The sequence below is a fragment of the Streptomyces sp. PsTaAH-124 genome (assembly GCF_000373685.1).
In the GTDB taxonomy this organism is placed as follows: Bacteria; Actinomycetota; Actinomycetes; order Streptomycetales; family Streptomycetaceae; genus Streptomyces; species Streptomyces andamanensis.
The window spans coordinates 120,892-144,795 of sequence record NZ_KB892169.1 but is presented as its reverse complement, the minus strand read 5'-3'; the positions used below and the strand labels follow the sequence as shown (position 1 = coordinate 144,795).

At 73.8% G+C, this 23,904-nt stretch carries 24 protein-coding genes and 1 riboswitch; of the genes, 10 read left to right on the top strand and 14 right to left on the bottom strand.

The annotated features are described in order from the left end of the window. The first annotated feature begins 62 nt into the window (after window positions 1–62). A riboswitch (TPP riboswitch) is annotated at window positions 63–174 on the top strand. The 5 genes from thiO (at window position 172) to B086_RS0116095 (ending at window position 5,452) form a co-directional block, all read left to right on the top strand. Continuing rightward, on the top strand, window positions 172–1,335 hold the full coding sequence (gene thiO, locus B086_RS0116115; protein ID WP_026252482.1) for a glycine oxidase ThiO: 1,164 nt from the start codon (window positions 172–174) through the stop codon (window positions 1,333–1,335). (Overlaps the previous riboswitch by 3 nt.) Before the next feature lie 32 nt (window positions 1,336–1,367). Beyond that, window positions 1,368–1,568: a sulfur carrier protein ThiS gene (gene thiS, locus B086_RS0116110; protein ID WP_026252481.1), complete on the top strand. Its 201-nt coding sequence runs from the start codon at window positions 1,368–1,370 to the stop codon at window positions 1,566–1,568. Window positions 1,569–1,571: 3 nt separating this feature from the next. Further along, window positions 1,572–2,366: a thiazole synthase gene (locus B086_RS0116105; protein WP_018567451.1), complete on the top strand. Its 795-nt coding sequence runs from the start codon at window positions 1,572–1,574 to the stop codon at window positions 2,364–2,366. Window positions 2,367–2,476: 110 nt separating this feature from the next. Further along, the gene (pknB, locus tag B086_RS0116100) at window positions 2,477–4,426 is read left to right on the top strand and encodes a Stk1 family PASTA domain-containing Ser/Thr kinase (RefSeq protein ID WP_026252480.1); all 1,950 of its coding nucleotides are present in this window, start codon (window positions 2,477–2,479) and stop codon (window positions 4,424–4,426) included. A 102-nt stretch (window positions 4,427–4,528) separates the two neighbouring features. Beyond that, window positions 4,529–5,452 carry a deoxyribonuclease IV gene (locus tag B086_RS0116095; RefSeq protein WP_018567449.1) on the top strand — a complete coding sequence of 308 codons (924 nt, stop codon included), beginning with the start codon at window positions 4,529–4,531 and terminating at the stop codon, window positions 5,450–5,452. 9 nt (window positions 5,453–5,461) lie between these two features. Here B086_RS0116095 and B086_RS0116090 read toward each other — a convergent pair whose 3' ends face one another. Beyond that, window positions 5,462–6,118: a sulfite oxidase-like oxidoreductase gene (locus tag B086_RS0116090; protein WP_018567448.1), complete on the bottom strand. Its 657-nt coding sequence runs from the start codon at window positions 6,116–6,118 to the stop codon at window positions 5,462–5,464. 163 nt (window positions 6,119–6,281) lie between these two features. On the opposite strand from B086_RS0116090, the gene bfr reads away from it, so the two are divergent. Then, a complete protein-coding gene (gene bfr / locus B086_RS0116085) occupies window positions 6,282–6,800 on the top strand; it encodes a bacterioferritin (protein WP_018567447.1) in 519 nt (172 codons plus the stop codon). 26 nt (window positions 6,801–6,826) lie between these two features. On the opposite strand, the gene B086_RS0116080 is transcribed toward bfr, so the two are convergent. The 3 genes from B086_RS0116080 to B086_RS0116070 form a co-directional block, all read right to left on the bottom strand. Further along, on the bottom strand, window positions 6,827–7,090 hold the full coding sequence (locus B086_RS0116080) for a (2Fe-2S)-binding protein (protein WP_018567446.1): 264 nt from the start codon (window positions 7,088–7,090) through the stop codon (window positions 6,827–6,829). Window positions 7,091–7,249: 159 nt separating this feature from the next. Next, complete coding sequence (locus B086_RS0116075; RefSeq protein ID WP_026252479.1) at window positions 7,250–8,602, bottom strand: class II 3-deoxy-7-phosphoheptulonate synthase; 1,353 nt, start codon at window positions 8,600–8,602, stop codon at window positions 7,250–7,252. Window positions 8,603–8,699: 97 nt separating this feature from the next. After that, complete coding sequence (locus tag B086_RS0116070; protein WP_018567444.1) at window positions 8,700–9,929, bottom strand: glycoside hydrolase domain-containing protein; 1,230 nt, start codon at window positions 9,927–9,929, stop codon at window positions 8,700–8,702. Between the two features lie 182 nt (window positions 9,930–10,111). On the opposite strand from B086_RS0116070, the gene B086_RS46240 reads away from it, so the two are divergent. Together B086_RS46240 and B086_RS0116065 are read left to right on the top strand one after the other, a co-directional pair. Next, entirely contained in the window at window positions 10,112–10,174 is a 63-nt protein-coding gene (locus B086_RS46240) for a trp operon leader peptide (RefSeq protein ID WP_106436090.1), read from the top strand. Between the two features lie 115 nt (window positions 10,175–10,289). Next, window positions 10,290–12,182 carry a phenazine-specific anthranilate synthase component I gene (locus B086_RS0116065; RefSeq protein WP_018567443.1) on the top strand — a complete coding sequence of 631 codons (1,893 nt, stop codon included), beginning with the start codon at window positions 10,290–10,292 and terminating at the stop codon, window positions 12,180–12,182. On the opposite strand, the gene B086_RS0116060 is transcribed toward B086_RS0116065, so the two are convergent. From B086_RS0116060 to B086_RS0116040, 5 genes are all read right to left on the bottom strand, one after another. Further along, entirely contained in the window at window positions 12,134–13,129 is a 996-nt protein-coding gene (locus B086_RS0116060) for a 2-hydroxyacid dehydrogenase (RefSeq protein WP_018567442.1), read from the bottom strand. The genes B086_RS0116065 and B086_RS0116060 overlap by 49 nt on opposite strands. Before the next feature lie 121 nt (window positions 13,130–13,250). Next, window positions 13,251–14,279 carry a 6-phosphofructokinase gene (locus tag B086_RS0116055; RefSeq protein ID WP_018567441.1) on the bottom strand — a complete coding sequence of 343 codons (1,029 nt, stop codon included), beginning with the start codon at window positions 14,277–14,279 and terminating at the stop codon, window positions 13,251–13,253. A gap of 225 nt (window positions 14,280–14,504) precedes the next feature. Next, entirely contained in the window at window positions 14,505–15,197 is a 693-nt protein-coding gene (locus tag B086_RS0116050; RefSeq protein WP_018567440.1) for a response regulator, read from the bottom strand. Then, on the bottom strand, window positions 15,194–16,528 hold the full coding sequence (gene macS, locus B086_RS40110) for a MacS family sensor histidine kinase (RefSeq protein ID WP_078531110.1): 1,335 nt from the start codon (window positions 16,526–16,528) through the stop codon (window positions 15,194–15,196). Before macS ends, B086_RS0116050 begins: the two co-directional genes overlap by 4 nt. Window positions 16,529–16,575: 47 nt before the next feature. After that, complete coding sequence (locus B086_RS0116040; RefSeq protein ID WP_037873603.1) at window positions 16,576–17,367, bottom strand: lysophospholipid acyltransferase family protein; 792 nt, start codon at window positions 17,365–17,367, stop codon at window positions 16,576–16,578. A gap of 161 nt (window positions 17,368–17,528) precedes the next feature. Between B086_RS0116040 and B086_RS0116035 the strand changes: the two genes are divergently transcribed. Both B086_RS0116035 and B086_RS44100 read left to right on the top strand, forming a co-directional pair. Beyond that, entirely contained in the window at window positions 17,529–18,308 is a 780-nt protein-coding gene (locus tag B086_RS0116035; protein WP_018567437.1) for an alpha/beta hydrolase, read from the top strand. A 214-nt stretch (window positions 18,309–18,522) separates the two neighbouring features. Continuing rightward, window positions 18,523–19,239, top strand: a complete 717-nt coding sequence (locus B086_RS44100; protein WP_051115851.1) for a hypothetical protein — start codon at window positions 18,523–18,525, stop codon at window positions 19,237–19,239. Window positions 19,240–19,297: 58 nt separating this feature from the next. Here B086_RS44100 and B086_RS0116025 read toward each other — a convergent pair whose 3' ends face one another. The 5 genes from B086_RS0116025 to B086_RS0116005 all read right to left on the bottom strand — a co-directional run bounded on the left by B086_RS0116025 (window position 19,298) and on the right by B086_RS0116005 (window position 23,801). After that, the gene (locus B086_RS0116025; protein WP_234021153.1) at window positions 19,298–20,044 is read right to left on the bottom strand and encodes an endonuclease/exonuclease/phosphatase family protein; all 747 of its coding nucleotides are present in this window, start codon (window positions 20,042–20,044) and stop codon (window positions 19,298–19,300) included. A gap of 248 nt (window positions 20,045–20,292) precedes the next feature. Continuing rightward, a complete protein-coding gene (locus B086_RS0116020) occupies window positions 20,293–21,246 on the bottom strand; it encodes an ROK family glucokinase (RefSeq protein ID WP_018567434.1) in 954 nt (317 codons plus the stop codon). Between the two features lie 55 nt (window positions 21,247–21,301). Continuing rightward, on the bottom strand, window positions 21,302–22,027 hold the full coding sequence (locus B086_RS42865) for a DUF5304 domain-containing protein (protein ID WP_018567433.1): 726 nt from the start codon (window positions 22,025–22,027) through the stop codon (window positions 21,302–21,304). A 57-nt stretch (window positions 22,028–22,084) separates the two neighbouring features. Further along, complete coding sequence (locus B086_RS0116010) at window positions 22,085–23,266, bottom strand: ArsA family ATPase (RefSeq protein ID WP_018567432.1); 1,182 nt, start codon at window positions 23,264–23,266, stop codon at window positions 22,085–22,087. Between the two features lie 67 nt (window positions 23,267–23,333). After that, window positions 23,334–23,801 (bottom strand): SRPBCC family protein, encoded by a 468-nt coding sequence (locus B086_RS0116005; RefSeq protein ID WP_018567431.1) that lies wholly within the window; start codon window positions 23,799–23,801, stop codon window positions 23,334–23,336. Between the last annotated feature and the right edge of the window lie 103 nt (window positions 23,802–23,904).

The window sequence follows — 23,904 nt, the reverse complement described above, 5'->3', positions numbered from 1 at the left end:
GAGGCGGCGCACCGGAGGCTCCCTTACAGGGGCGCTGCTCGTGGGGCTAGGCTGGCGACCGTACAAGCACTCGCGGGAGCCCGGACGCACCGGGCTGAGAGGGAGGCTGGCGGCCTCCGACCGTACGAACCTGATCCGGGTCATGCCGGCGAAGGGAGGGGCTGGACGCCCATGTCGTCGCCACGTACGTCAGACGTCCTCGTCGTCGGGGGCGGAATCATCGGGCTCGTGACCGCCTGGCGGGCGGCCCTGCGCGGGCTGTCCACGGCCGTGGTGGACCCCGAGCCGGGCGGCGGGGCCGCGCAGGTGGCGGCCGGGATGCTGGCCGCCGTCACGGAGCTGCACTACGGCGAGGAGACGCTGCTCGGCCTGAACCTGGCCTCGGCCCGCCGCTATCCGGACTTCGCGGCCGAGCTGACCGAGGCCACCGGGCACGACCTCGGCTACCGCCGCTGCGGCACGCTGGCCGTCGCGCTGGACGCCGACGACCGCGCCCACCTGCGGGACCTGCACGCCCTGCAACTGCGCTGCGGGCTGGAGGCGGAGTGGCTGTCCGGGCGGGACTGCCGCCGGCTGGAGCCGATGCTCGCACCGGGTGTGCGCGGCGGCCTGCGGGTGGACGGCGACCACCAGATCGATCCGCGCCGCCTGTCCGCCGCCCTGGTGGCCGCCTGCGAGCACGCCGGGGTGGTCTTCCACCGCGACCGGGCCGAGCGGCTCACCCTCGCCCGGGACCGGGCCGCGGGCTGCGTCCTGCGCGACGGCACGGCGCTCGCCGCCGAGCAGGTGGTGCTGGCCGCCGGCAGCCTCAGCGGACGCCTGGCGGGGGTCCCGGACGAGGTGCTGCCGCCGGTGCGCCCGGTCAAGGGGCAGGTGCTGCGGCTGACCGTGCCGAAGCGGTACGCGCCGTTCCTGAGCCGTACCGTGCGCGCCGTGGTGCGCGGCGGCCACGTCTACCTGGTGCCGCGTCTGAACGGCGAGCTGGTCGTCGGTGCCACCAGCGAGGAGCTGGGCTGGGACACGACGGTGACCGCGGGCGGCGTCTACGAGCTGCTGCGCGACGCGCACGAGCTGGTGCCCGGGATCACCGAGCTGCCGCTGACCGAGACCCGCGCCGGGCTGCGTCCCGGTTCCCCGGACAACGCCCCGCTGCTCGGCCCGACCGGTCTGGACGGGCTGCTGCTGGCCACCGGGCACCATCGCAACGGTGTGCTGCTCACCCCGGTCACCGGCGACGTCATGGCGCACGTCCTGACCACCGGCGCGCTGCCGGACGAGGCCCGTCCCTTCACCCCGCGGCGGTTCGCCGCCTCCCGCACGGAGCAGCCCGTATGAACACCTCCGCACCCCTGCCCCCGTCCCCGCTCCTGTCCGTCTCCGTCAACGGCGAGCCGCGCGAGATCGCGCCCGGCACGGCCCTGGACGCAGTCGTGCGCGCCGTGACCGCAGCGCCCTCCGGGGTGGCCGCCGCCGTCAACGAGACCGTCGTCCCGCGCGCGCAGTGGCCCGCCACCGCGCTGTCCGAGGGCGACCGCGTCGAGATCCTCACCGCTGTCCAAGGAGGCTGACCCATGGCCGACGACCCCTTCCTCCTGGGAGGCACGTCCTACACCTCCCGGCTGATCATGGGCACCGGCGGTGCGCCCAGCCTGGACGTGCTGGAACGGTCCCTGGTGGCCTCCGGCACCGAGCTGACCACGGTCGCGATGCGCCGGGTGGACCCCTCCTCGCACGGTTCCGTGCTGTCCGTGCTGGACCGGCTCGGCATCCGGGTGCTGCCCAACACGGCGGGCTGCTTCACGGCGGGCGAGGCGGTGCTGACCGCCCGGCTGGCCCGCGAGGCGCTCGGCACCGACCTGGTCAAGCTGGAGGTCATCGCCGACGAGCGCACCCTGCTGCCGGACCCGATCGAGCTGCTGGACGCGGCGGAGACGCTGGTCGACGACGGCTTCACGGTGCTGCCGTACACCAACGACGACCCGGTGCTCGCCCGCAGGCTCCAGGACGTGGGCTGTGCCGCGGTCATGCCGCTGGGCTCGCCGATCGGCTCCGGCCTCGGCATCCGCAATCCGCACAACTTCGAGCTGATCGTGGAGCACGCGCGCGTGCCGGTGATCCTGGACGCGGGCGCCGGTACGGCCTCCGACGTGGCGCTGGCCATGGAGCTGGGGTGCGACGCCGTGATGCTCGCCTCGGCGGTGACGCGGGCGCAGGAGCCCGCGGTGATGGCGGAGGCGATGCGGCACGCGGTGACGGCCGGGCGGCTGGCCCGGCTGGCGGGCCGCATCCCCAAGCGCCACTTCGCGCGGGCGTCGTCCCCGGAGCAGGGCCTGGCCGACCTGGACCCGGAACGGCCCGCGTTCTAGGCCCGTCACAGGCCCCGCGCGCGTGGGAAGCGTCACAGCTCGGTCGCAGTCCCGCCGCCGGGGCCCGCGGGGCGGTGAGCGTGTCGGTGGCGGCTCGTAGACTCACGTGCGTGGATACGACCCTTCAGGACCCTCTCGTCGGGCAGGTGCTCGACGGCCGCTATCGCGTCGACGCGCGGATCGCCGTCGGCGGGATGGCCACGGTCTACCGGGCCCTGGACACCCGCCTGGACCGCGTCCTCGCGCTCAAGGTGATGCACCCGGCGCTCGCGGTCGACGGTTCCTTCGTGGAGCGGTTCATCCGGGAGGCCAAGTCGGTGGCCCGCCTGGACCACCCGAACGTGGTGCAGGTCTTCGACCAGGGCACCGACGGGTCGTACGTCTACCTGGCCATGGAGTACGTCGCCGGGTGCACGCTGCGCGACGTGCTGCGCGAGCGTGGGGCGCTCCAGCCGCGGGCCGCGCTGGACATCCTGGAGCCGGTGCTCGCGGCGCTCGGCGCGGCGCACCGCGCCGGGTTCGTGCACCGCGACATGAAGCCGGAGAACGTGCTGATAGGGGACGACGGCCGGGTCAAGGTCGCCGACTTCGGGCTGGTCCGCGCGGTGGACTCGGTCACCAGCACCACCGGCGCCGTCCTCGGCACCGTCTCCTACCTGGCCCCCGAGCAGATAGAGCAGGGCACCGCCGACACCCGGGTCGACGTGTACGCGTGCGGTGTGGTGCTCTACGAGATGCTGACCGGCGGCAAGCCCCACCAGGGCGACAGCCCGGCCCAGGTGCTGTACCAGCATCTGCACGAGGACGTGCCGGCCCCGTCCGCCGCGGTGCCCGGCCTGCCGCACACGCTGGACGAGCTGGTCGCGGCGGCCACCGCGCGCACCGCCGACGTCCGGCCGCACGACGCGGTGGCGCTGCTGGCGCGGGTCCGCGAGGCCCGTGCCGCGCTCTCCGCGCAGCAGCTCGACGCCCTGCCGCCGCGGGCCCGCACCGCGGAGCACGACAACGGCGAGGACCGTACGAGCGTGATCCCGCGCGCGCTGACGGTGCCGCGGCCGCTGCCGGTGAACGAGGACACGCCGGACCCGGCCGGTGCGGGCGGCGGGGACCCGCTGCACCGCACCAGCCGCTTCGAGGCGTCCGCGGCCCTGGCACCCCGGCGGTCCGCCCGGCGGCCGAAGCGGATGGTGCTGACCGTGGTCGTCGCCGTCCTGCTGGTCCTCGGTGTCGGCGGCGGCGTCTGGTACATCAACTCCGGCCAGTTCACGAAGGTGCCGCCGCTGCTGGCGAAGACCGAGGCACAGGCCAGGAAGCGGCTCGACGCGGCCGGTCTGGACGTCAAGGACGTCAGGCACGCCTACAGCGACACCGTGAAGCGCGGCACCGTCATCAGCACCGACCCGGCGGCGGGCGCCCGGATCCGCAGCAACGACTCGGTGACGCTCACCGTCTCCGACGGCCCGGAGACCGTGAAGGTGCCGGATCTGAAGGGCCGCCCGCTGGACGCGGCCCAGCGCCTGCTGAAGAAGGCCGGTCTGGAGCCGGGCATGGTGCGCCGCGCGTTCAGCGAGGACGTCGCCAAGGGCTCGGTGATCGGCACGGACCCCGCCTCGGGCACCGAGCGGCACGCGGGCTCGGCGATCGCGCTCACCGTCAGCAAGGGCAGCCCGGTGGACGTGCCGGACGTCACGGGCGACGACCTGGACCAGGCGCAGTCCGAGCTGGAGGAGGCGGGTCTGAAGGTGACGATCGCCTCCGAGCAGGTCAACTCCGAGTACGACAAGGGGCAGGTCGCCCGGCAGAGCCCGGCGGCCGACGGCCAGGCGGCCGAGGGCGACACGGTCACGCTGACCCTGTCCAAGGGCCCGGAGATGATCACGGTCCCGGATGTGACGGGCGACAGCGTCGACGACGCGCACAAGGCGCTGGAGGACGCCGGTTTCAAGGTCTCCGAGGACCGCGGGCTGCTCGGCCTGTTCGGCGACACCGTCAAGAAGCAGTCGGTGGCGGGCGGCGAGCAGGCGCCGAAGGGCTCGACGATAAAGATCACCATCAGGTGATCCCGCCGGGGTGCCCGCAGGGCACGGCAGGAGCGGGCGGAGGAGACGGGGATCACCACGGCCGACGGCCGGTGGCCCCGGCCCGCATGACACCCTGAACAGGTGAGCAGTCAGCAGTCCCCCGCCCCCTCCCCGTCCGCCGCGGCCCCGGTCCCGGGCCTGTCCGGCGCCGTGCGCAATCCGGTCGGCGGCCATGTCCCCGTGGCCGGCGGGCTCCACTCCGTGGGCCTGTCCTACGCCCGTGAGCTGGAGGCCGAGACCGTGCAGGTCTTCGTCGCCAATCCGCGCGGCTGGGCCACGCCCACCGGCGACCCGCGCCAGGACGAGGCGTTCCGCGCGGCCTGCGCCGAGCAGTCCGTCCCGGCCTATGTGCACGCCCCGTATCTGATCAACTTCGGCTCGCACACCGAGGCGACCGTGGAGCGCTCCGTCACCTCGCTGCGGCACTCGCTGCGGCGCGCCCGGCGGATCGGCGCGCTCGGCGTCGTCGTGCACACCGGCAGCGCGACCGGCGGCCGGGACCGGGCGGTGGCGCTGAAGCAGGTACGGGAGCACATGCTGCCGCTGCTGGACGAGCTGACCCACGACGACGACCCGTGTCTGCTCCTGGAGTCGACCGCCGGGCAGGGCGCGTCGCTGTGCTCGCGCACCTGGGACTTCGGGCCGTACTTCGAGGCGCTGGACGCCCATCCGATGCTGGGCGTGTGCCTGGACACCTGCCACATCTTCGCCGCGGGCCACGACCTGACCGGCCCGGACGGCATGCGCCAGACCCTGGACCTGCTGGTGGAGACGGTCGGCGAGGGCCGGCTGAAACTGATCCACGCCAATGACTCCAAGGACGTGGTGGGCGCCCACAAGGACCGGCACGAGAACATCGGCTCCGGCCATATCGGCGAGGACCCGTTCCGGGCCCTGATGGCGCATCCCGCCACCGCGGGTGTGCCGCTGGTGATCGAGACGCCCGGCGGCAAGGAGGGGCACGCGGCGGACGTGGCCCGGCTGAAGCGGCTCAGGGACGGCTGAGCCGGAGCCTCACAGCCCGGGGCCGTCCCCGGGCCCCTCCTGGTAGGAGTAGCGCTGCTCCTGCCAGGGGTCGCCGATGTTGTGGTAGCCGCGCTCCTCCCAGAAGCCCCGGCGGTCGGCGGTCATGTACTCCACGCCGCGGACCCATTTGGGGCCCTTCCAGGCGTACAGGTGGGGGACGACCAGGCGCAGCGGGAAGCCGTGCTCGGCGGTGAGCAGTTCGCCGTCCTTGTGGGTGGCGAACAGGGTCCGGTCCGCGGCGAAGTCCGTCAGGCGCAGGTTGGAGCTGAAGCCGTACTCGGCCCAGACCATGACATGGGTGACGTCGGGCGCGGGCGGGGCGATGTCCAGGATCGTGCGCGCGGGGATGCCGCCCCACTCGGCGCCGAGCATGCTGAACTTGGTGACGCAGTGCAGATCGGCGACCACGGTGGCGTACGGCAACGCCGTGAACTCCTCATGGGTCCAGCAGTGCTTCTCGCCGTCGGCGGTGGCGCCGAAGACCCTGAATTCCCAGCGCTCGGGCCGGAACTTGGGCACCGGACCGTAGTGGGTGACCGGCCAGCCCCGCTGGAGCCGCTGGCCCGGCGGAAGCTCCGGCTGTACCGCTGCTCCCTGCGCTGCTCCCGACGCCTCCCCGGACGCGCGTTCCACCGGCTGACCCATGCCTCCATCCTGACAGACGGGGCGGGGTGCGCAGGACCAGCCCCGGACCAATTCGGGCAACTCATACTAAGTGTGCACTTACTGGACTGATGTGGGAGCCGATGGAATCATGCGGCGCTATCGGCCCGTGACGGCCCGTACCAGCACAGAAGGAGTGCCCCGCATGCAAGGCGACCCCGAGGTCATCGAACTGCTCAACGAGCAGCTCACCGCCGAGCTGACCGCGATCAACCAGTACTTCCTGCACGCCAAGCTCCAGGATCACAAGGGGTGGTCGAAGCTCGCCGAGTACACCCGGGCCGAGTCCTTCGACGAGATGCGGCACGCGGAGATCCTCACCGACCGCATCCTGCTGCTGGACGGCCTGCCGAACTACCAGCGGCTCTTCCATGTGTCAGTCGGGCAGACGGTGACCGAGATGTTCCGGGCCGACCGGCAGATCGAGGTCGAGGCCATCGACCGGCTGCGCCGGGGCGTGGACGTCATGCGCGACAAGGGCGACATCACGTCGGCCAATGTCTTCGAGGCGATCCTCGCCGACGAGGAGCACCACATCGACTACCTGGACACCCAGCTGGAGCTGGTCGACAAGCTGGGCGAGGCGCTGTACCTCTCGACCGTGATCGAGCAGAGCCAGCCGGACTCCTCGGGCCCCGGCACCAGCGGGTTCTCCACCCACTGAGGCACCCGGCCCCGGCCGGACGGACCCTACGCGGCGTCGCCCAGTTCCCTGCGGGCGGCGCCCGCGTCGTCCTCGGCGGCGAGCCGCGCGAACGCCGGGGCGCGCCGCTCGATCAGCTCGCGCCGCGGGCAGGCGCCCCGGCCGAGCAGGGCCTGGATGCGGCGGACGCAGCCGCCGCAGTCGGTGCCCGCCTTGCAGGCCGAGGCGATCTGGCGGGGGGTGCAGGCACCGCTCTCCGCGTGCTGCTGGACCTGCTGCTCGGTGATGCCGAAGCAACTACAGACGTACACGCGCGGCTCACCTCCCGCCGGGATCGATCAGTGGCGCCGTCCCGACTTCTCGGTGAGGCAAACCTAACCTTACCCGTCGTACCGGACGCGAGAAAGAGAGGGGGGCGCGGACCGTGTGTGATCCGCGCCCCACTCGTCAGCCGGTGCCCGGCGGACGGCTCACTGGTCCCGGTACATCTCCGCGACCAGGAAGGCCAGGTCCAGCGACTGGCTGCGGTTGAGCCGCGGGTCGCAGGCCGTCTCGTAGCGCTGGTGCAGGTCGTCGACGAAGATCTCGTCGCCGCCGCCCACGCACTCGGTGACGTCGTCGCCGGTCAGCTCCACATGGATGCCGCCCGGGTGGGTGCCCAGCTCCTTGTGCACCTCGAAGAAGCCCTTGACCTCGTCGAGCACGTCGTCGAAGCGGCGGGTCTTGTGCCCGGAGGCGGCCTCGAAGGTGTTGCCGTGCATCGGGTCGGTCACCCAGGCCACGGTCGCACCCGAGGCGGTGACCTTCTCCACCAGCTCGGGCAGCTTGTCGCGGACCTTGTCGGCGCCCATGCGCACGATGAAGGTCAGCCGGCCCGGCTCGCGGTCCGGGTCCAGGCGCTCGATGTACTGCAACGCCTCCTCGGCCGTGGTGGTCGGGCCGAGCTTGATGCCGATCGGGTTGCGGATCTTCGAGGCGAACTCGATGTGCGCGTGGTCGAGCTGCCGGGTGCGCTCCCCGATCCAGACCATGTGCCCGGAGACGTCGTAGAGCTGGCCGGTGCGCGAGTCCGTGCGGGTGAGCGCCGACTCGTAGTCGAGCAGCAGCGCCTCGTGGGAGGAGTAGAACTCGACCGTCTGGAACTCGGCCGGGTCGGTGCCGCAGGCCCGCATGAAGTTGAGCGCGTTGTCGATCTCGCGGGCGAGCTGCTCGTAGCGCTGGCCGGACGGGGAGGACTTCACGAAGTCCTGGTTCCAGGCGTGCACCTGGCGCAGGTCGGCGTAGCCGCCGGTGGTGAAGGCGCGCACCAGGTTCAGCGTGGAGGACGAGGCGTGGTACATCCGCTTCAGCCGCTCCGGGTCCGGGATCCGGGCGGCCTCGGTGAACTCGAAGCCGTTGACGGAGTCGCCGCGGTAGGTCGGCAGGGTGACCCCGTCGCGGGTCTCGGTCGGCTTGGAACGCGGCTTGGAGTACTGCCCCGCGATCCGGCCGACCTTGACGACCGGCACCGAGGCGGCGTAGGTGAGCACGGCGCCCATCTGGAGCAGGGTCTTGAGCTTGGCCCTGATGTCGTCGGCGGACACCGCGTCGAACGACTCCGCGCAGTCGCCGCCCTGGAGGAGGAACGCCTCTCCCCTGGCGACGGCCGCCATCCGGGCGCGCAGCTGGTCACACTCGCCCGCGAAGACGAGCGGTGGATACGACTCGAGGTCCGCGATCACTGCGCGCAGAGCCTCGGTGTCGGGGTACTCGGGCTGCTGCGCCGCGGGCAGGTCTCGCCAGGTGTTGCCAGCACTCGTGCTGGTCTTAGCGTTCACGGTCACACCACAAACCCTAAGGGGTCACTGAGCGGGTCCCTTCATCTGCTCATCAAGTGAGACGGACACCGCTTGTTTGCGGACACTTCCGAAGCCGCCCCCGTCAGGTGCCCGCGCCGACGTCCAGCTGGTCCCGGTCGACGCTGATCCGCGTGCCCCCGTACGTCTCGGCGCGGTCGCCCGCGTACTGGTGGACGCGCTGCCCCTGGCTCCACAGACCGGCCGGGAGGGCGGCGTCGGTGGTGACGGCCTCGTCGTTCCAGCGCGCGAAGTGGATCACGTCCGGCAGGGTGGTCCGCGCCGCGTTGCCGACCAGGTCGGCGACGAGCGAGGAGACGCTGCCGTACGCGCCCGAGCGGTAGCCCAGCTCGTGCAGCCGCAGGGTCCACGCCTCCAGATAGCCGAGCACCCGCGCGGTGAGGGCCGCGCCGGGCGTGTACTGCTCCAGGTCGTTGTAGAGCACCGCGCCGGGACCGAGGCCGAGGGCGCCCGCCTGGACCACCGCGTCCTCGGCGGCGGCCCGGCCCTGGGGCGCCGGGTCGGTGATGGCGGCGCAGTCGTCCGCACAGCTCCCGGCACCGGCGGAGGGCTGCGGGCCGACGTAGAGCGGGAGCAGGCGCCAGCCGCTGGTGTACTGCGTCCGCACCCAGGTGTCGGTGAGGTTCGGCTGGGCGCAGGCGCGGTTGACGCCGCCGATGTAGACGCCGACGGCGCCGTAGGGCGAGGCGGCCCGCCAGGCGTCCATGGCCTTCTGGCCCGGCGCGGCACAGGTGTCGAAGCCCCGGCCGCGGTACACGGTGGCGTCGGCGGGCAGCGCCGGGACGGACTGCGCGCTGCCGTCCCCCGGCCCGGTGCGGGCCGCCGACACCGGGAGTCCCGCGCTGCGCAGCACCTCCTGGACCACCGCGCGGTCCTCGCGGTAGGGGGCGGTGACGGCGATTCCCTCGGCCGACGCCGTGGCGTGGAAGAGGCGGGCGGTGCGGTTCTCGGTGACGGCGGCCCGTTCGGCGGTGGCGGGCCGCACCCACAGGGACTCGGTGCGGCCGGTGGCGCGGGCCGGGCAGTCCTGCTGCTCGCCCGGGGTGCCCAGGTAGACGGCGTGCCGGTCGAAACGGACGCAGGCCGCCGGGTCGGCGGTGAGGTCGACGACCTGCCAGTCGGCGGGGACGGTGAAGGTGTGGCCGCGGTAGGCGACGGTCCGGTACGCGGTCGGCGGCACGCTCCGGGACGCGGCCGGGGACGCGTCGGTGCCGGACGCGTCGGGGAGGGCGGCGGCGGGCCGGCCGACGGCCAGGGCCGCGCAGAGCGCCGGTACGGCCAGCGCGGCCGGCACGGCCAGTGCTCTCGGGAGGCGCGCGGCGCGGTGGCGGCGCGGGCGTGGCGTGGCGATGGTGTGCTCCTGGTGCCGGGCGGGTGGGGACGCCCGCCCTCCTTCCACCGCCCCGACCCGGCGGAAACCGGGTGTGGTGCGTCCGGGCGATCCGGCGGCCCGCGCGGATGGGATAGGGTGCGGGCATGTTCGCGCACCCGACCCAGATCCAGAACTGGTGGTGGACCGCTTCTCCGGCGGCCCGCTGACTGCGCGTATCCCAGACTTCGCGAAGGCCGCCCGAGGGGCGGCCTTCGGCGTTTGCGGAGCCCGGCCGTTCCTCCCCGACACCGACGCACCACCGAGGGAAGAGGAACCGACCCCATGGACCTGGCCAGGCTGCTGCACGACTCCCGCCCCTTCGCCCTGCTCCGGCGCCGCACGCCGGGACACGACCACGACCTGGTCGAGGTGCTGACCGGCCCGGTGACCACCTGCGAACGGCTCGCCGACCTGCCCGACGAGGGGCTGGCCCTGGTGCCGTTCCGGCAGATCCGCGAGCGCGGCTTCGACGTCCGCGACGACGGCACCCCGCTGGCGGTCCTCACGCCCGAGGAGTCGTACACCGTCCCGCTGGCCGACGCCCTGGCGCGGCTGCCCGAGCACGCGGTGCGGGTCACGGGCGGCGGCTTCGACGTGGACGACGAGGAGTACGCGCGGATCGTCGGGCGGGTGCTGGAGGAGGAGATCGGCACCGGCGAGGGCGCCAACTTCGTCATCCGGCGGACCTACCGGGGCGAGATCCCCGGCTTCGGGCGGGCCGACGCGCTCGCGCTGTTCCGGCGGCTGCTGGCGGGCGAGCGGGGCGCGTACTGGACGTTCGTCGTGCACACCGGGGACGGGCCGGGCGGGCGGACGCTGGTGGGCGCGAGCCCCGAGGCGCATGTGCGCATGTCCGGCGGCACGGTCGTGATGAACCCGATCAGCGGCACCTACCGCTACCCCGCCACCGGGCCGACCCCCGAGCACCTGCTCGGCTTCCTCGCCGACGGCAAGGAGATCGAGGAGCTGTCGATGGTCGTCGACGAGGAACTGAAGATGATGTGCACGGTCGGCGACATGGGCGGAGTGGTGGTCGGGCCCCGGCTGAAGGAGATGGCGCACCTCGCGCACACCGAGTACGAGCTGCGCGGGCGGTCCTCGCTGGACGTGCGCGAGGTGCTGCGCCACACGCTGTTCGCGGCGACCGTCACCGGGTCGCCGGTGCAGAACGCCTGCCGGGTCATCGAACGGCACGAGTCCGGCGGGCGCGGCTACTACGCGGGCGCGCTGGCGCTGCTCGGGCGGGACGCGGGCGGCGCCCAGACGCTGGACTCCCCCATCCTGATCCGGACCGCCGACATCGACGCGGACGGACGGCTGCGCGTGCCGGTGGGCGCCACCCTGGTGCGCGGCTCGGACCCGGCGGGCGAGGTCGCGGAGACACACGCGAAGGCGGCGGGCGTCCTGGCCGCGCTGGGCGTGCGCCCCGGCGCACCGGGCGGGGAGCGGGAGCTGCCCCGGCTGGCGGAGGATCCACGGGTGCGGGCCGCGCTGGACGGGCGGCGGGCCTCGCTGGCACCGTTCTGGCTGCGGATGCAGGAGCGGTCGCAGGCCCTGGCGGGGCACGCCCTGGTGGTGGACGGCGAGGACACCTTCACCGCGATGCTCGCCCATGTGCTGCGCTCCTGCGGTCTGGACGTCACCGTGCGCCGCTACGACGAGGCCGGGCTGCGCGCGGCCGTCCGCGCGCACGAGGGGCCGCTGGTGCTCGGACCCGGCCCCGGCGACCCGTGCGACCCGGCCGACCCCAAGATGCGGCTGCTGCGCGCGCTGACCGCCGAGGTGCTGGCCGGGCACCGGCACGGGGTGCTCGGCGTCTGCCTGGGGCACGAGCTGATCGCGGCCGAACTGGGCCTGGACATCGTCCGCAAGGAGGTGCCGTACCAGGGGGCGCAGACGACGGTCGACCTGTTCGGGCGCCCGGAGACCGTCGGCTTCTACAACAGCTTCACGGCGCGCTGCGACGACGAGGCCCGCGCCGAGCTGGCCGCGCACGGCGTGGAGGTGAGCCGCGGCGCGGGCGGCGAGGTGCACGCGCTGCGCGGGCCGGGCTTCGCGGGCGTGCAGTTCCACCCGGAGTCGGTGCTGACGCTGAACGGCGCCGCGATCGTGACCGGGCTGATGGGTCAGCTGTGCGGGACCAGGACGTTCTCCGAGCGGCGGCCCGCCCGGTAGTCGAGGACGTTGCGCACGGTGGCGTCGACGATCTGCCGCAGCGCGTCCTCGGTGTAGTACGCCTGGTGGGACGTGACCAGGACGTTGGGGAAGGTGACCAGGCGGGCCAGGGTGTCGTCCTCGATGGCCTCCAGGGAGCGGTCGAGGAAGAACAGGCCCGCCTCGGACTCGTAGACGTCCAGGCCGACGCCGGTGAAACGGCCCTCGCGCAGTTCGGCGACGAGGGCCTCGGTGTCGATCAGGCCGCCGCGGCTGGAGTTGACCAGGATCGCGTCGTCCTTCATCGCCTTGAGGGCGGCCGCGTCGATCAGGTGCTGGGTCTGCGGCATCAGCGGGACGTGCAGGGAGACGAGGTCGGACTCGGCGAGGAGCTGGTCCTTGTGGACGTACTTCATGCCGAGCTCCATGCAGGCCGGGTTCTCGGCGACGTCCCAGCCGAGCAGGCGCATGCCGAAGCCGTGGGCGATGCGGGTGAACGCCTCGCCGATCTTGCCGGTGCCGATCACTCCGGCGGTGCGGCCGTGCAGGTCGCGGCCCATCAGCCCGTCGAGCCGGAAGTCGAAGTCGCGGGTGCGGGTGGCGGCCCGCACGATGCGCCGGTTGACCGCGAGGGCGAGCGTCCAGGCGAACTCGGCGACCGCGTGGGGCGAGTAGTACGAGACCCGGGCGACCGTCATGCCGAGGCGTTCGGCGACGTGCAGGTCGATGTTGTTGAAGCCGGTGGAGCGCTGGGCGACCAGCCGGGTGCCGCCGGCCGCGAGGGTCTCCAGGACCCGGCCGCCGAGCTCGGCGTTGACGCTGGTGGAGACGATCTCGTAACCGGCGGCGATGGGGGCGGTGTCCTCGGTGAGGAAGACGTCCAGGCAGCGGACCTCGTGGTGGTCCCGGAAGGCGTGTTCGATCAGGGGCTTCTCGTCGGCCTGCACGCCGAAGGCCAGGATCTCCACGGTGCCTCCCGTTCGGTGGGGTATGGGCCGAATATACGGGTGTGCGCGGACATCCGGCCCCTCCCCCCGGCGCGACCGGCCCGACCGGCGCGGGGCCCTGCCCCGCGACCGGTCGGCGCGGTCAGCCGAAGAAGACGCCCGCCTCCGCGTACAGCGCCGGGTCGACCGTCTTCAGCTTGGCGGTGGCCTCGGCGATCGGGACGCGGACGATGTCGGTGCCGCGCAGGGCGACCATCTTGCCGAAGTCGCCGTCGTGGACGCAGTCGACGGCGTGCAGCCCGAAGCGGGTGGCCAGCCAGCGGTCGAAGGCGCTGGGCGTGCCGCCGCGCTGGATGTGCCCGAGGACGGTGGTCCGCGCCTCCTTGCCGGTGCGCCGCTCGATCTCCTTGGCCAGCCACTCGCCGACGCCGGAGAGCCGCACATGCCCGAAGGAGTCCAGCGACCCGTCCTTGAGGACCAGTTCGCCGTCCTTGGGCATGGCGCCCTCGGCGACGACCACGATCGGGGCGTACGAGGCGCGGAAGCGGGAGGTGACCCACGCGCACACCTGGTCGACGTCGAAGCGCTGCTCGGGCAGGAGGATGACGTTGGCGCCACCGGCGAGGCCCGAGTGCAGGGCGATCCAGCCGGCGTGCCGGCCCATCACCTCGCAGACCAGGACCCGCATATGGGACTCGGCGGTGGTGTGCAGGCGGTCGATGGCCTCGGTGGCGATGCCGACCGCGGTGTCGAAGCCGAAGGTGTAGTCGGTGGCGGACAGGTCGTTGTCGATGGTCTTGGGCACGCCGACGCAGGGCACGCCGTACTCGTCGCTGAGCCGGGCGGCCACGCCGAGGGTGTCCTCGCCGCCGATCGCGATGAGCGCCTCGACCTCCTGCTTGGCGAGGTTGTCCTTGATCCGGCGGATGCCGTCCTCCTGCTTGAGGGGGTTGGTGCGCGAGGAGCCGAGGATGGTGCCGCCGCGGGGCAGGATGCCGCGTACGGCGGGGATGTCGAGGCGGACGGTGTCGTTCTCCAGCGGACCGCGCCAGCCGTCCCGGAAGCCGACGAAGTCGTAGCCGTACTCCTGGACGCCCTTGCGGACGATCCCCCGGATGACGGCGTTGAGCCCGGGGCAGTCGCCGCCACCGGTCAGTACTCCGACGCGCATGGAAATGTCCCTTCGCCACGGTTGCCTGGTGAAGGGCACGGTAATGGTGACCCACGTCACTCCGACATGGGCGGAAAAGTCAATTCCGGTGGAATGTCCGGCAGTTGATCAGAGCAAATCCACTCGGACGAGTGGACGCGCGCGGGCCGCGGATTGACCGGGCCGTCCGCGCCCGCGCCTCAGCCGTTCCTCCGGCTCGCCCGCTCGCCGGACGGCCCTTCCCGCCTACTCGCCGTCGAGGCCGCGTTCGATGGCGTACCGGACGAGCTCCACCCGGTTGTGCAGCTGGAGCTTGCCCAGGGTGTTCTGCACATGGTTCTGGACGGTGCGGTGCGAGATGACCAGGCGCTCGGCGATCTGCTTGTAGCTCAGGCCCTTGGCGACCAGGCGCAGCACCTCCGTCTCGCGGTCGGTGAGCCGGGGGGTCTTCGGCTCGCCGTCCGTGGCGGTGTCCCCCGGCTGGGGCTCGGCGGCGAGGCGGCGGTACTCCCCGAGGACCAGACCGGCCAGGCCGGGCGTGAACACCGGGTCGCCGACGGCGGTGCGGCGCACGGCGTCCAGCAGCTCCTCCGTCGAGGCCGACTTCAGCAGATAGCCGGTCGCCCCCGACTTCACGGCCTCCAGCACATCGGCGTGCTCACCGCTCGCGGAGAGCACCAGCACCCGCAACGCCGGGTTGTCCGCGACGAGTTCCTTGCAGACCTGGACACCGGGCTTGGCGGGCAGGTTGAGGTCGAGGACGAGCACGTCGGGCGCGGCCGCCCTGGCGCGGCGCACCGCCTGCTCGCCGTCGCCCGCGGTGGCGACCACGTCGAAGCCGGCCTCGGCCAGATCGCGGGCGACGGCGTCCCGCCACATCGGGTGGTCGTCGACCACCATGACCCTGACCGGGCCCTGCCGTCCGCTCGTCGCCGTCATCGGCTCTCCGCCCTCCCCGTCGTGGTGCTGCTGACGCTCTTCGTGCTCGTGGTGCTCTTGATGTCTTCGGGGCTCGTGATGCTCTTGGTGCTCCTGGTACGGCGGGTGCTCCTGGTGTCGCTCGGGCGGACCGCCGCCCTGGGGACGGACAGCTCGACCTCCGTGCCCTGGCCGGGCACGGAGATCAGTTCGGCGGTGCCGCCGATGTCGCGCAGCCGGCCCCGGATCGACTGGGCCACCCCGAGCCGGCCCTCGCCCTCGGCCTGGGCGAGCCGCCCCTCGGGGATGCCCGGACCGTCGTCGCGCACCGTCACCAGCACGGTGTCCGGCTCGTCCTCCAGCAGGATCCAGGCCCGCGCGTCCTCGCCCGCGTGGCGGCGGACGTTGTCCAGCGCGGCGCCGACCGCCGCGGCCACCTCGCGGGCCGCCGCCGCGGGCAGCGGCACCGGGGCGCCCGGCTCGGCCAGCGCGACCCGGGAACCGGCGTAGGGGGCGAGCAGCGCGCGCAGGTCGAGGGGCTCGTCGGCGCTCTCCGGGACCGGCTCGTCGACGATCCGGACCACCGCGCCGTCGGCCGCGTCCTCACAGACCCGGGAGACGGGGTTGAGCCCGCCCGAGACCAGGGTGCGCAGCGCCACCTCCTGCTCGCCCGCCAGCCGGCCCAGCTCCGCCGCCTCGCCGCCGATGACCGCGCCGCGCCGCTGCACCATCGCCAGCACCTGGAGCACGCTGTCGTGGATGTCGCGGGCCAGCCGCTCGCGCTCCCGGGTCGCCGCCTCGATCTCCAGGGCGCGGGCCAGGGTGCGTTCGGAGGCGCGGGCCACCTCGACGACGTAGCCGATGGCGATGGAGGCGACCCAGACCAGCATCACGTTGTGCACGGTGTCGCGGGCCGGGTTGCCGCGCTCGACCAGGTTGGCCACGGCGACCGCGGTGGAGGCGACGGCGGCCCAGCGCCAGCCGCCCTTGAGGGCGAAGGCGAGGACGGAACCGGCGGTCCATATCGACGGCAGGGTGGGCCCGCCGTGCGCGATCCGCGTGTGGGCGTCGGCGAGCGGGGTGAGCAGGATGCCGCCCACCGCGAGCGTCAGGTCGGCGGCGAGGAAGCGCTTGGTGCAGTTCGCGGCGCTCGCCACCCGGGGCAGGGTGCCCAGGGTCCAGACGAACAGCACGCCGTAGTACGCGATGGCCACCCAGGGGTGCGGGAAGCGGGCGTAGGCGGTGGCGAACAGCCCGACCGCGTAGAAGAGGGTGAGCACCCGGTAGCCGGCGAGCGCGCGCCACAGCGGCTGCTCGACCGACATCCTCATGACGCGCACGCGTCGGGCCATCTCCCCCGGTCCCCCTGTCCCCGTCCGCCCCCTGCCGCGCGGGGCGGCTACTGCTCCTGCTGTTCCCGCTGCCCGGACTGCCCCGCCTGCTCCTGCTGTTCCTTCTGCTCCTTGGCGGCCTGGGCGAGGGCGGCCTTCGTGGCCTTCTCCGCCTCCTTCTCGGCCTTCGCCGCCTCGGTGATCTGCCGCTTGGCGGCGGTCGCGTAGATGTCGACGTACTCCTGGCCGGAGAGCTTCATGATCTCGTACATGACCTCGTCGGTCACCGCGCGCAGGACGAAGCGGTCGCCCTCCATGCCCTGGTAGCGGCTGAAGTCGAGCGCCTTGCCGATCCGGATGCCCGGACGCATCAGCTTGGGGACCACCTTGCCGGGCGGCTGGATCTTCTCGGTGTCGATCATCGCGACCGGGATCACCGGCGCCCCGGTGGCCAGCGCCACCCGGGCCAGGCCGCCCGGCTTGCCGCGGTAGAGGCGCCCGTCGGGCGAGCGGGTGCCCTCGGGGTAGATGCCGAACAGCTCGCCGCGCTCCAGCACCTCTATGCCGCTCTTCACCGCGGCCTCGCCCGCGCCGCGCGCGCCCGAGCGGTCCACGGGGAGCTGGCCGACGCCCTTGAAGAACGCGGCGGTCAGCCGGCCCTTCACCCCGGGCGTCGTGAAGTACTCGGCCTTGGCGATGAACGTGACCTTGCGGTCGAGCACCGCGGGCAGGAAGAACGAGTCCGAGAACGAGAGGTGGTTGCTGGCCAGGATGGCCGCACCCGCGGCCGGAATGTTCTCCAGTCCCTCCACCCAGGGCCTGAAGGCGAGCTTCAGCGGCCCCCCGATGGCGACCTTCATCGTGCCGTAGAACAACCGACTGCCTCCCGTGTGTGTCGCTCAGACCATAACCCGGAGCGGCACGGAAGGCGCCTACGGCCCTGGTCGGTGTCAGTGCCGTCGCGTACGGTGAAGTACCTGCCATCGACGTGCCCAGCCCACTCCACGAACAGGAGACCGACGTGCCGGTCCTCCCCGGAGCCGAGCCGTTCCGCCACGAGGGCGGCGAGGTCGGCGTCCTCCTCTGCCACGGCTTCACCGGTTCCCCCCAGTCGCTGCGCCCCTGGGCCGAGTACCTGTCCGGGCACGGCCTGACGGTCTCGCTCCCGCTGCTGCCGGGCCACGGCACCCGCTGGCAGGACATGCAGGTCACCGGCTGGCAGGACTGGTACGCGGAGGTGGACCGCGAGCTGCGCGTGCTCGGCGAGCGATGCGCACAGGTGTTCGTGGCCGGTCTGTCGATGGGCGGCGCCCTGGCGCTGCGGCTCGCGGCGAAGCACGGGGACGCGGTCTCCGGTGTCGTGGTCGTCAACCCGGCCAACAAGGTGCACGGCCTGTCCGCGTACGCGCTGCCGGTGGCCCGGCACCTGGTGCGGACGACCAAGGGGATCGCCAGCGACATCGCGAGGGAGGACAGCGCCGAACTGGGTTACGACCGGGTGCCGCTGCACAGCGCGCACTCGCTGCGGACCTTCTTCCGGCTGGTCGACGGCGAGCTGCCGCAGGTCACCCAGCCGCTGCTGCTCCTGCGCAGCCCGCAGGACCATGTGGTGCCGCCCGCCGACTCGGCCCGGATCCTCGGCCGCATCTCCTCGGTGGACGTCACGGAGATCCTGCTGGAACAGAGCTACCACGTCGCGACGTTGGACCACGACGCGGACCGGATCTTCGAGGAGAGCCTCGCCTTCATCGGCCGGATCGCACCCAGTGTCGGCAAGGAAGGGACGGCCGCAGGTGGCTGAGCACGACTCCGACCGCGAAGGCCGGGAGAACCGTGAGCCGGTCGAGCCCGCACCGCCGCCGGCCGCTCCCGCGCAGCCGGTGGACCCGGCGGGCGCCGCGCGGCCCGTACGGCCCGTGGACCCCGTCAAGTCCGTGGATCCCGTCAAGTCCGTGGATCCCGTACGGTCCGTGGACCCCGTCAAGCCCGCGGAACCGGTCAAGCCCGTGGAGCCGGTGGCGTCGGCGGACCTCGCGGAGGTCGCTGATGTGACGGGCGGCGCCGAAGGGGCCGGTGGGCCGGGCGACACCGGTGGTTCCGCCGGTACGGGCGATGCCGGTGGAGCCGGTGGGTCAGCAGGGCCAGGAGGGTCCGGTTCCGGCAAGGAGGCGGCGGCGCTCGACGAGGACGCCGTCTGGGCGGCGATCGTCGCCGGGTACGGCGAGGAGCCGCCGGACCCGCCGGGCGCCAAGCCCTTCAAGCCCATCGAGGACCTGCTGCTGCCGGAACCCCCGGACGAGAACGGCACCGGTGACGGCGACAGCGGCGACGGCACCGGAGGCGCGGGCGACACCGGAGGCGGCGAGAACCGCCCGGCCAAGCCGCTGGGCAGCTCCGTCTCCTTCGCGCCGGGCCTCGCCGGGCCGGGACCGCGCGACTACGCGCCGCGCGAGCCGTCCGACGACGACCTCGGCCCGGACGACGAGGGCCACTTCGTCCCGCCGGAGCCGCCGCCGCTGCCCGAGGCGGACGCCACCGCGAAGTTCGCGTGGCTGGGCGTGCTCGGCGGCCCCGTGCTGCTCCTGCTGGCCGTCCTGCTCGGCTGGGAGATGACCTGGTGGCTGACCACCCTCGGCATCGGCGGCTTCGTCGGCGGCGTGGCGACACTGGTGGCCCGCATGAACCCGGGTGACGAGGACGACGACGACCCGGGCCGCGGAGCCGTGGTCTAGACACTCCGGCGCGGGTCCGGGCCGCCGGGGCGGACCGCCCGGCCAGGACCCGGCTCCGTCAGGCGTCCGCCGGGACGCGGACGGCGGCCAGGACCGGAAGGTGGTCGGTGGCCGCCCTCAGGTCCGCCTCCGTCACCCCCGGCAGCTCCCGCGGCACCCCGCAGCCGAGGATCTCGACGCCCTCGGTCGCGAGCAGTGCGTCGATGCGCCGCTGCGGGGCGCGGGCCGGGAAGGTGTGCTCGCCGCCCCAGGGCGCCGTCGCCCAGCCGTCCTGGAGGGTGCCGGTCAGCCGCTGGAAGGCCGGTCCCTCGGGGCCCTCGTTGAGGTCGCCGCCGACGATGGCGTGCCGCACGCCCATCCCGGCCAGCCGGTCCAGGAGCGCGCCGCTCTGCGTGTACCGCTCGTTCCTGTCGAGCGAGAGGTGGCAGGCGAGCACGCCGAGCCGGGCGCCGCCGAAGCGGACCACGGCCGTGGCGAAGCCCCGCCGGTGCAGGCCCGGAGTGAGGGGCAGCAGGACGTCCTCGGTGCGTTCCACGGTGGCCCGCAGGGAGCACAGAACGGCCGGACCGGCGGCCGTCCCGCCGCCGGTGAGGATCACCAGGTCCGAGGCCGACGCCAGCCGCGCCAGCTTCTTGCGCCAGCGGAAGAGGCGCGGCGCCTCCTGGAGGAGGACGAGATCGGGCGCGCAGGCGCTGATCACCCGGGCGAGGGCGGCGGTGTCGTCCCGCATCGACCGGATGTTGAGGCTCAGGACGCGGACGACGGCGGAACCGTCGGCTTCAGTGCGGGAGTTGGGCAGCTGCATGACGATCAACATACGCGGGGCCGGGGGCGCTGCCGAACAGCGGTTCCCTGCGCGGCCCGTGTCCGGCCCGTGCCCGGCCCCCGTCCGGCTCCCGGCCGAGGTCGCCGAGGTCACGGACGGCCCGCCGGGGCCTTCCGGCGCCCCGGCGCGACAGGAGGCGCGGTCCGGGCGCGCGGTACGACGGCGCCCACCGGCCCGGACGGAGGGGACGGTGGGCGCGTGCCGCCGCGACGGCGCGGCGGGGTGGTTCACATGACCGGGTCGGGCTCCCGGGCGAGGTCGGCCGCGCCCACCAGACCGGCCTTGTTGCCGAGTTGGGCGGCGATCACATCGGCGACCGGGCGCCAGTTCCCGCCGACCAGCCAGCGCTTGTACGACTTGCGGATCGGGTCCAGGACCAGGTCGCCCTCGTCGGACAGGCCGCCGCCGACGATGAAGGCGGACGGGTCGAAGAGGGAGGCCAGGTCGGCCAGGCCCGCACCGGCCCAGCGGGCCAGCTCGCGGTAGGAGTCGACGGCGACCGGGCAGCCCTGGCGGGCGGCCATGGAGATGTGCTTGCCCTCGATGCCGTCGGGCGTGCCGTCGCCGAGGGCGAGCAGCACCTCGGCACGCTCGGGGGTGGCGTTGGCGCGCTGCTTGGCGTACCGGACGAGGGCGCGGCCGGAGGCGTACTGCTCCCAGCAGCCCTGTGAGCCGCAGCCGCACAGCAGGCCGTCCGGGACCATCCGGATGTGGCCGAACTCGGCGGCCACGCCGAAGTGGCCGCGGCGCAGCTTGTTGCCGATGATGATGCCGCCGCCGAGGCCGGTGCCGAGGGTGATGCAGATGACGTTGCGGTGGCCCTTGCCCGCGCCGAACCTGTACTCGCCCCAGGCCGCGGCGTTCGCGTCGTTCTCCACGACGACCGGGAGGCCGACGCGCGCCTCGACCTTCTCCTTCAGCGGCTCCTGGCGCCAGTCGATGTTGGGCGCGAAGTAGACCGTGGAGCGCTGGCGGTTGACGTATCCGGCGGCGCCGATGCCGACGCCGACGATCTCGTGCCCCGCACGCGCGCCCTCCACCGCCGAGGCGATGGCGTCCACGATGGCCTCGGGTGTGGTGGGGGTCGGCACCTTGAAGGTCGAGAGGATGTTGCCTTCCTCGTCGACCACGCCGGCCGCGATCTTCGTGCCGCCGATGTCGACGCCGATGGTGAGTCCCATGAATCCCTCAGTTCCGGTCGAGCCCCGCTACGGCCAACCGTACCCGAGCGGACCGTCAGTCCACGTCGATCCGTTCGCCGCCGCCGGTGCCCTCGCCGGGGTCGCGGCGGTCGCCGAAGCCCTTGGGACCGGCCTGCGGGCCGCCCCCTGCGCCGCCCTCGCGGCCGCCCCGTGAACCGTCCTCGCGGCCGTCGTGCGGGCCGTCTCCCGGCCGGTCGTCGCGGAGATCGTCCGCGCCGGACGCACCGGACGTCCAGCGGTGCTCCTGGGCCTCGACGGCGGAGCGGTAGGCGGCCAGCAGTTCGCCGCCGGCCGCGGCGAGGTGGTCGAAGACGCCGGGGTTGCGTTCCACCACCGGTTCGACGGCGGCCCTGGCCTGCCGCACGGCCTGGCGCACCAGCTGCTCGGCGGCGGGTCCGGCGAGGGCGCCGAGCAGCGGGGAGCGGAAGGAGGACAGCTTGTCGGCGACGGTGTCGACGAACTTGCGCAGCTCCTCGGCGGCGGAGCCGGGGGGCGGTCCGTACCGCGCGCGGCGCCGGGCCTGCTCGGCCTCCAGGTCCTCGGCGCAGGCGGTGGCCCAGGCGTCGGCGTCGGCGGCCCGGGGCGGTTCCGGGTCCTCGTCCCCGCCGGGCCGGGGGGTGTCCGCGCGGCCGGTGGGACCGGTGGGACCGGTGGGACCGGTGCGGCTGGTGGGGCCGCCGGTGCTGGTGGGACCGGTGGTGCGCTCCTGAGCGGCGTCGTCCCGCGCGGCGTCGTCGGACGGTGGGCGCTCTTCGCTCATGGCGGGCTCCTGACTACGGTTCGTCCTTCCGACGTTACCCGAACGGGGCCCGGCCGTTCACCTGTCGCGGGGCCACAGCGCCGGGTCCGGCGCGAACCGGATGCGCAGTTCGTCCTCGCGCAGGGCGGCGCCGTCCACGGTGCACCGGCGCAGCGCCGAGGGCAGCGCCACGATGCGGCGGAAGCCCCCCACGGTGAGCACCAGTTCGTCGCCGCGCCGGACGAGGTCGAGTTCGTCGCGGCGGGCGCCGGGCAGCGGGATGCGCCACACCAGGACGCCGTCGTCGGCGATCCGGTCCTCGACCGGCCACTCGGCGGGAGCGGGCGCGGCGCCCGCGGCCGGGCCGGGCGCGGGGACGGCGAGGGCGGTCAGGTCGTCGCCGCCGCGCGGGTCCCGGCCCAGGTGGGCGGCCGGGTGGACGGCGTAGGTCTCCTGCCACTCCTCCAGGGCCTTGCGCTGCTGGGCGACCGGAGCGGCCAGCCAGGAGTCGGCCGGGGCGTCGGGCAGGACGCGGGAGGCGACCAGGCACTCCACGGGCAGCGCGCGCACGGCGAGACCCAGGGCGGTGCGGCGGACGGCGTCGGTGCCGGCCGGTCCGGGTTCGGCGACCAGGCGTACGGCGGTGCCCGGGTCGGTGACGACGGCCTCGGCGGCGGCCAGTTCGACGTCCCAGCGGGCCGCCGTCTCGTAGAACCGCTCGGCGGGCAGCGGGACACCGGCGAGGCGGCCGAGGACCGGGCGCAGGGCGCGTGCGGCCTGCCGCTCGGGCGGCAGCAGGCGGCGCAGATAGCGGCGCAGCTCGGCGGGGAGGGCGAGCAGGGCGAGGGCCTGCGGGGCGGGCGGCAGGTCGACGACGAGCAGGTCGAAGCGGTCGGAGAGGGCGGCGTCGCGCAGCGCGCGCAGCAGGGCCAGCTCCTCGGCGCCGGGCAGCGGGGTGACCTCCTCGGCGTCCAGCCGGGCGGCGCCGAGCAGGTCGAGGACGCTCGCCGCGCGGTCCTGGAAGGCGGTGAGGTCGGCCCGGAAGTCGGCCGCGGCGTCGGGGCGCCAGGCGGTGAGGTCCGGTGCGGCGGGCGCGGGCCGCGCGCCGGTGGGCACGCCCAGGGCCGCGCCGAGGGTGTCGGTGCGGTCGGCGCCGAGGACAAGGGTGCGGAGTCCCTCGCGGGCCGCGGCGAGCGCGGTGGCCGCGGCCACGGTGGTGCGGCCGGAACCGCCCGGTCCGGTGATCAGCAGGGTGCGCATGGGGGTGAACGCTACCCGCGCCCGGGTCGTACGGGATCCGGGGCCGCCCCGGGGCCGGGGTCCCGCGCTACTTCTCCAGGGACGGCCCGTCGGGCGCCGCGCCCGACTCCACCCGCTTCTTCAGTCCCGCCAGGGCGCGGTCGATGATGACCTTCTCGGCCTTGCGCTTGATCATGCCCAGCATGGGGATCTTGACGTCGACGGTGAGGCGGTACGTCACCTCGGTCGCGCCCGCGCCGGCCGGCCTGAGCAGGTAGGAGCCGTCCAGGGAGCGCAGCATCTGGGACTTGACCAGGGTCCAGGACACCTCGTCGGCGCCGGTCCAGGTGTAGGCGAGGGTCTGGTCGTCCTTGATGGCGCCCGCGTCCATGACGAGGCGGACCTGCTCGGCGCGGCCCTGCTCGTCGGTCCTGAGGACCTCGGCCTCCTTGACCTCCCCGGTCCAGTCGGGGTAGCGGGCGAAGTCGGCGATCACCCCCATCACGTCGGCGGGGGCCGCCTCGATCGTGATGCTCGAGCTGGTGTGTTCCGCCATCGCCGTGGCTCCTCCAGGTGCGGGCCCAAAGTCGGTCGTCGTGCGCACGTGTGCGCAGCGTGAAGGCTACCGCGCAGGCGGACGGCGGACTCCACCCCCACCT

Coding starts and splice junctions, on each gene's coding strand:
- B086_RS0116040 (WP_037873603.1), bottom strand. CDS start 17,367: ATGAAGGTCGCCATCGGGGGGCCGCTGAAGCTCGCCTTCAGGCCCTGG.
- thiO (WP_026252482.1), top strand. CDS start 172: ATGTCGTCGCCACGTACGTCAGACGTCCTCGTCGTCGGGGGCGGAATC.
- macS (WP_078531110.1), bottom strand. CDS start 16,528: ATGGCCCGACGCGTGCGCGTCATGAGGATGTCGGTCGAGCAGCCGCTG.
- B086_RS0116065 (WP_018567443.1), top strand. CDS start 10,290: ATGGACCTGGCCAGGCTGCTGCACGACTCCCGCCCCTTCGCCCTGCTC.
- B086_RS42865 (WP_018567433.1), bottom strand. CDS start 22,027: ATGAGCGAAGAGCGCCCACCGTCCGACGACGCCGCGCGGGACGACGCC.
- bfr (WP_018567447.1), top strand. CDS start 6,282: ATGCAAGGCGACCCCGAGGTCATCGAACTGCTCAACGAGCAGCTCACC.
- B086_RS0116025 (WP_234021153.1), bottom strand. CDS start 20,044: ATGCAGCTGCCCAACTCCCGCACTGAAGCCGACGGTTCCGCCGTCGTC.
- B086_RS0116055 (WP_018567441.1), bottom strand. CDS start 14,279: ATGCGCGTCGGAGTACTGACCGGTGGCGGCGACTGCCCCGGGCTCAAC.
- B086_RS0116020 (WP_018567434.1), bottom strand. CDS start 21,246: ATGGGACTCACCATCGGCGTCGACATCGGCGGCACGAAGATCGCGGCC.
- B086_RS0116005 (WP_018567431.1), bottom strand. CDS start 23,801: ATGGCGGAACACACCAGCTCGAGCATCACGATCGAGGCGGCCCCCGCC.
- B086_RS0116105 (WP_018567451.1), top strand. CDS start 1,572: ATGGCCGACGACCCCTTCCTCCTGGGAGGCACGTCCTACACCTCCCGG.
- B086_RS0116010 (WP_018567432.1), bottom strand. CDS start 23,266: ATGCGCACCCTGCTGATCACCGGACCGGGCGGTTCCGGCCGCACCACC.
- B086_RS0116050 (WP_018567440.1), bottom strand. CDS start 15,197: ATGACGGCGACGAGCGGACGGCAGGGCCCGGTCAGGGTCATGGTGGTC.
- B086_RS0116090 (WP_018567448.1), bottom strand. CDS start 6,118: ATGGGTCAGCCGGTGGAACGCGCGTCCGGGGAGGCGTCGGGAGCAGCG.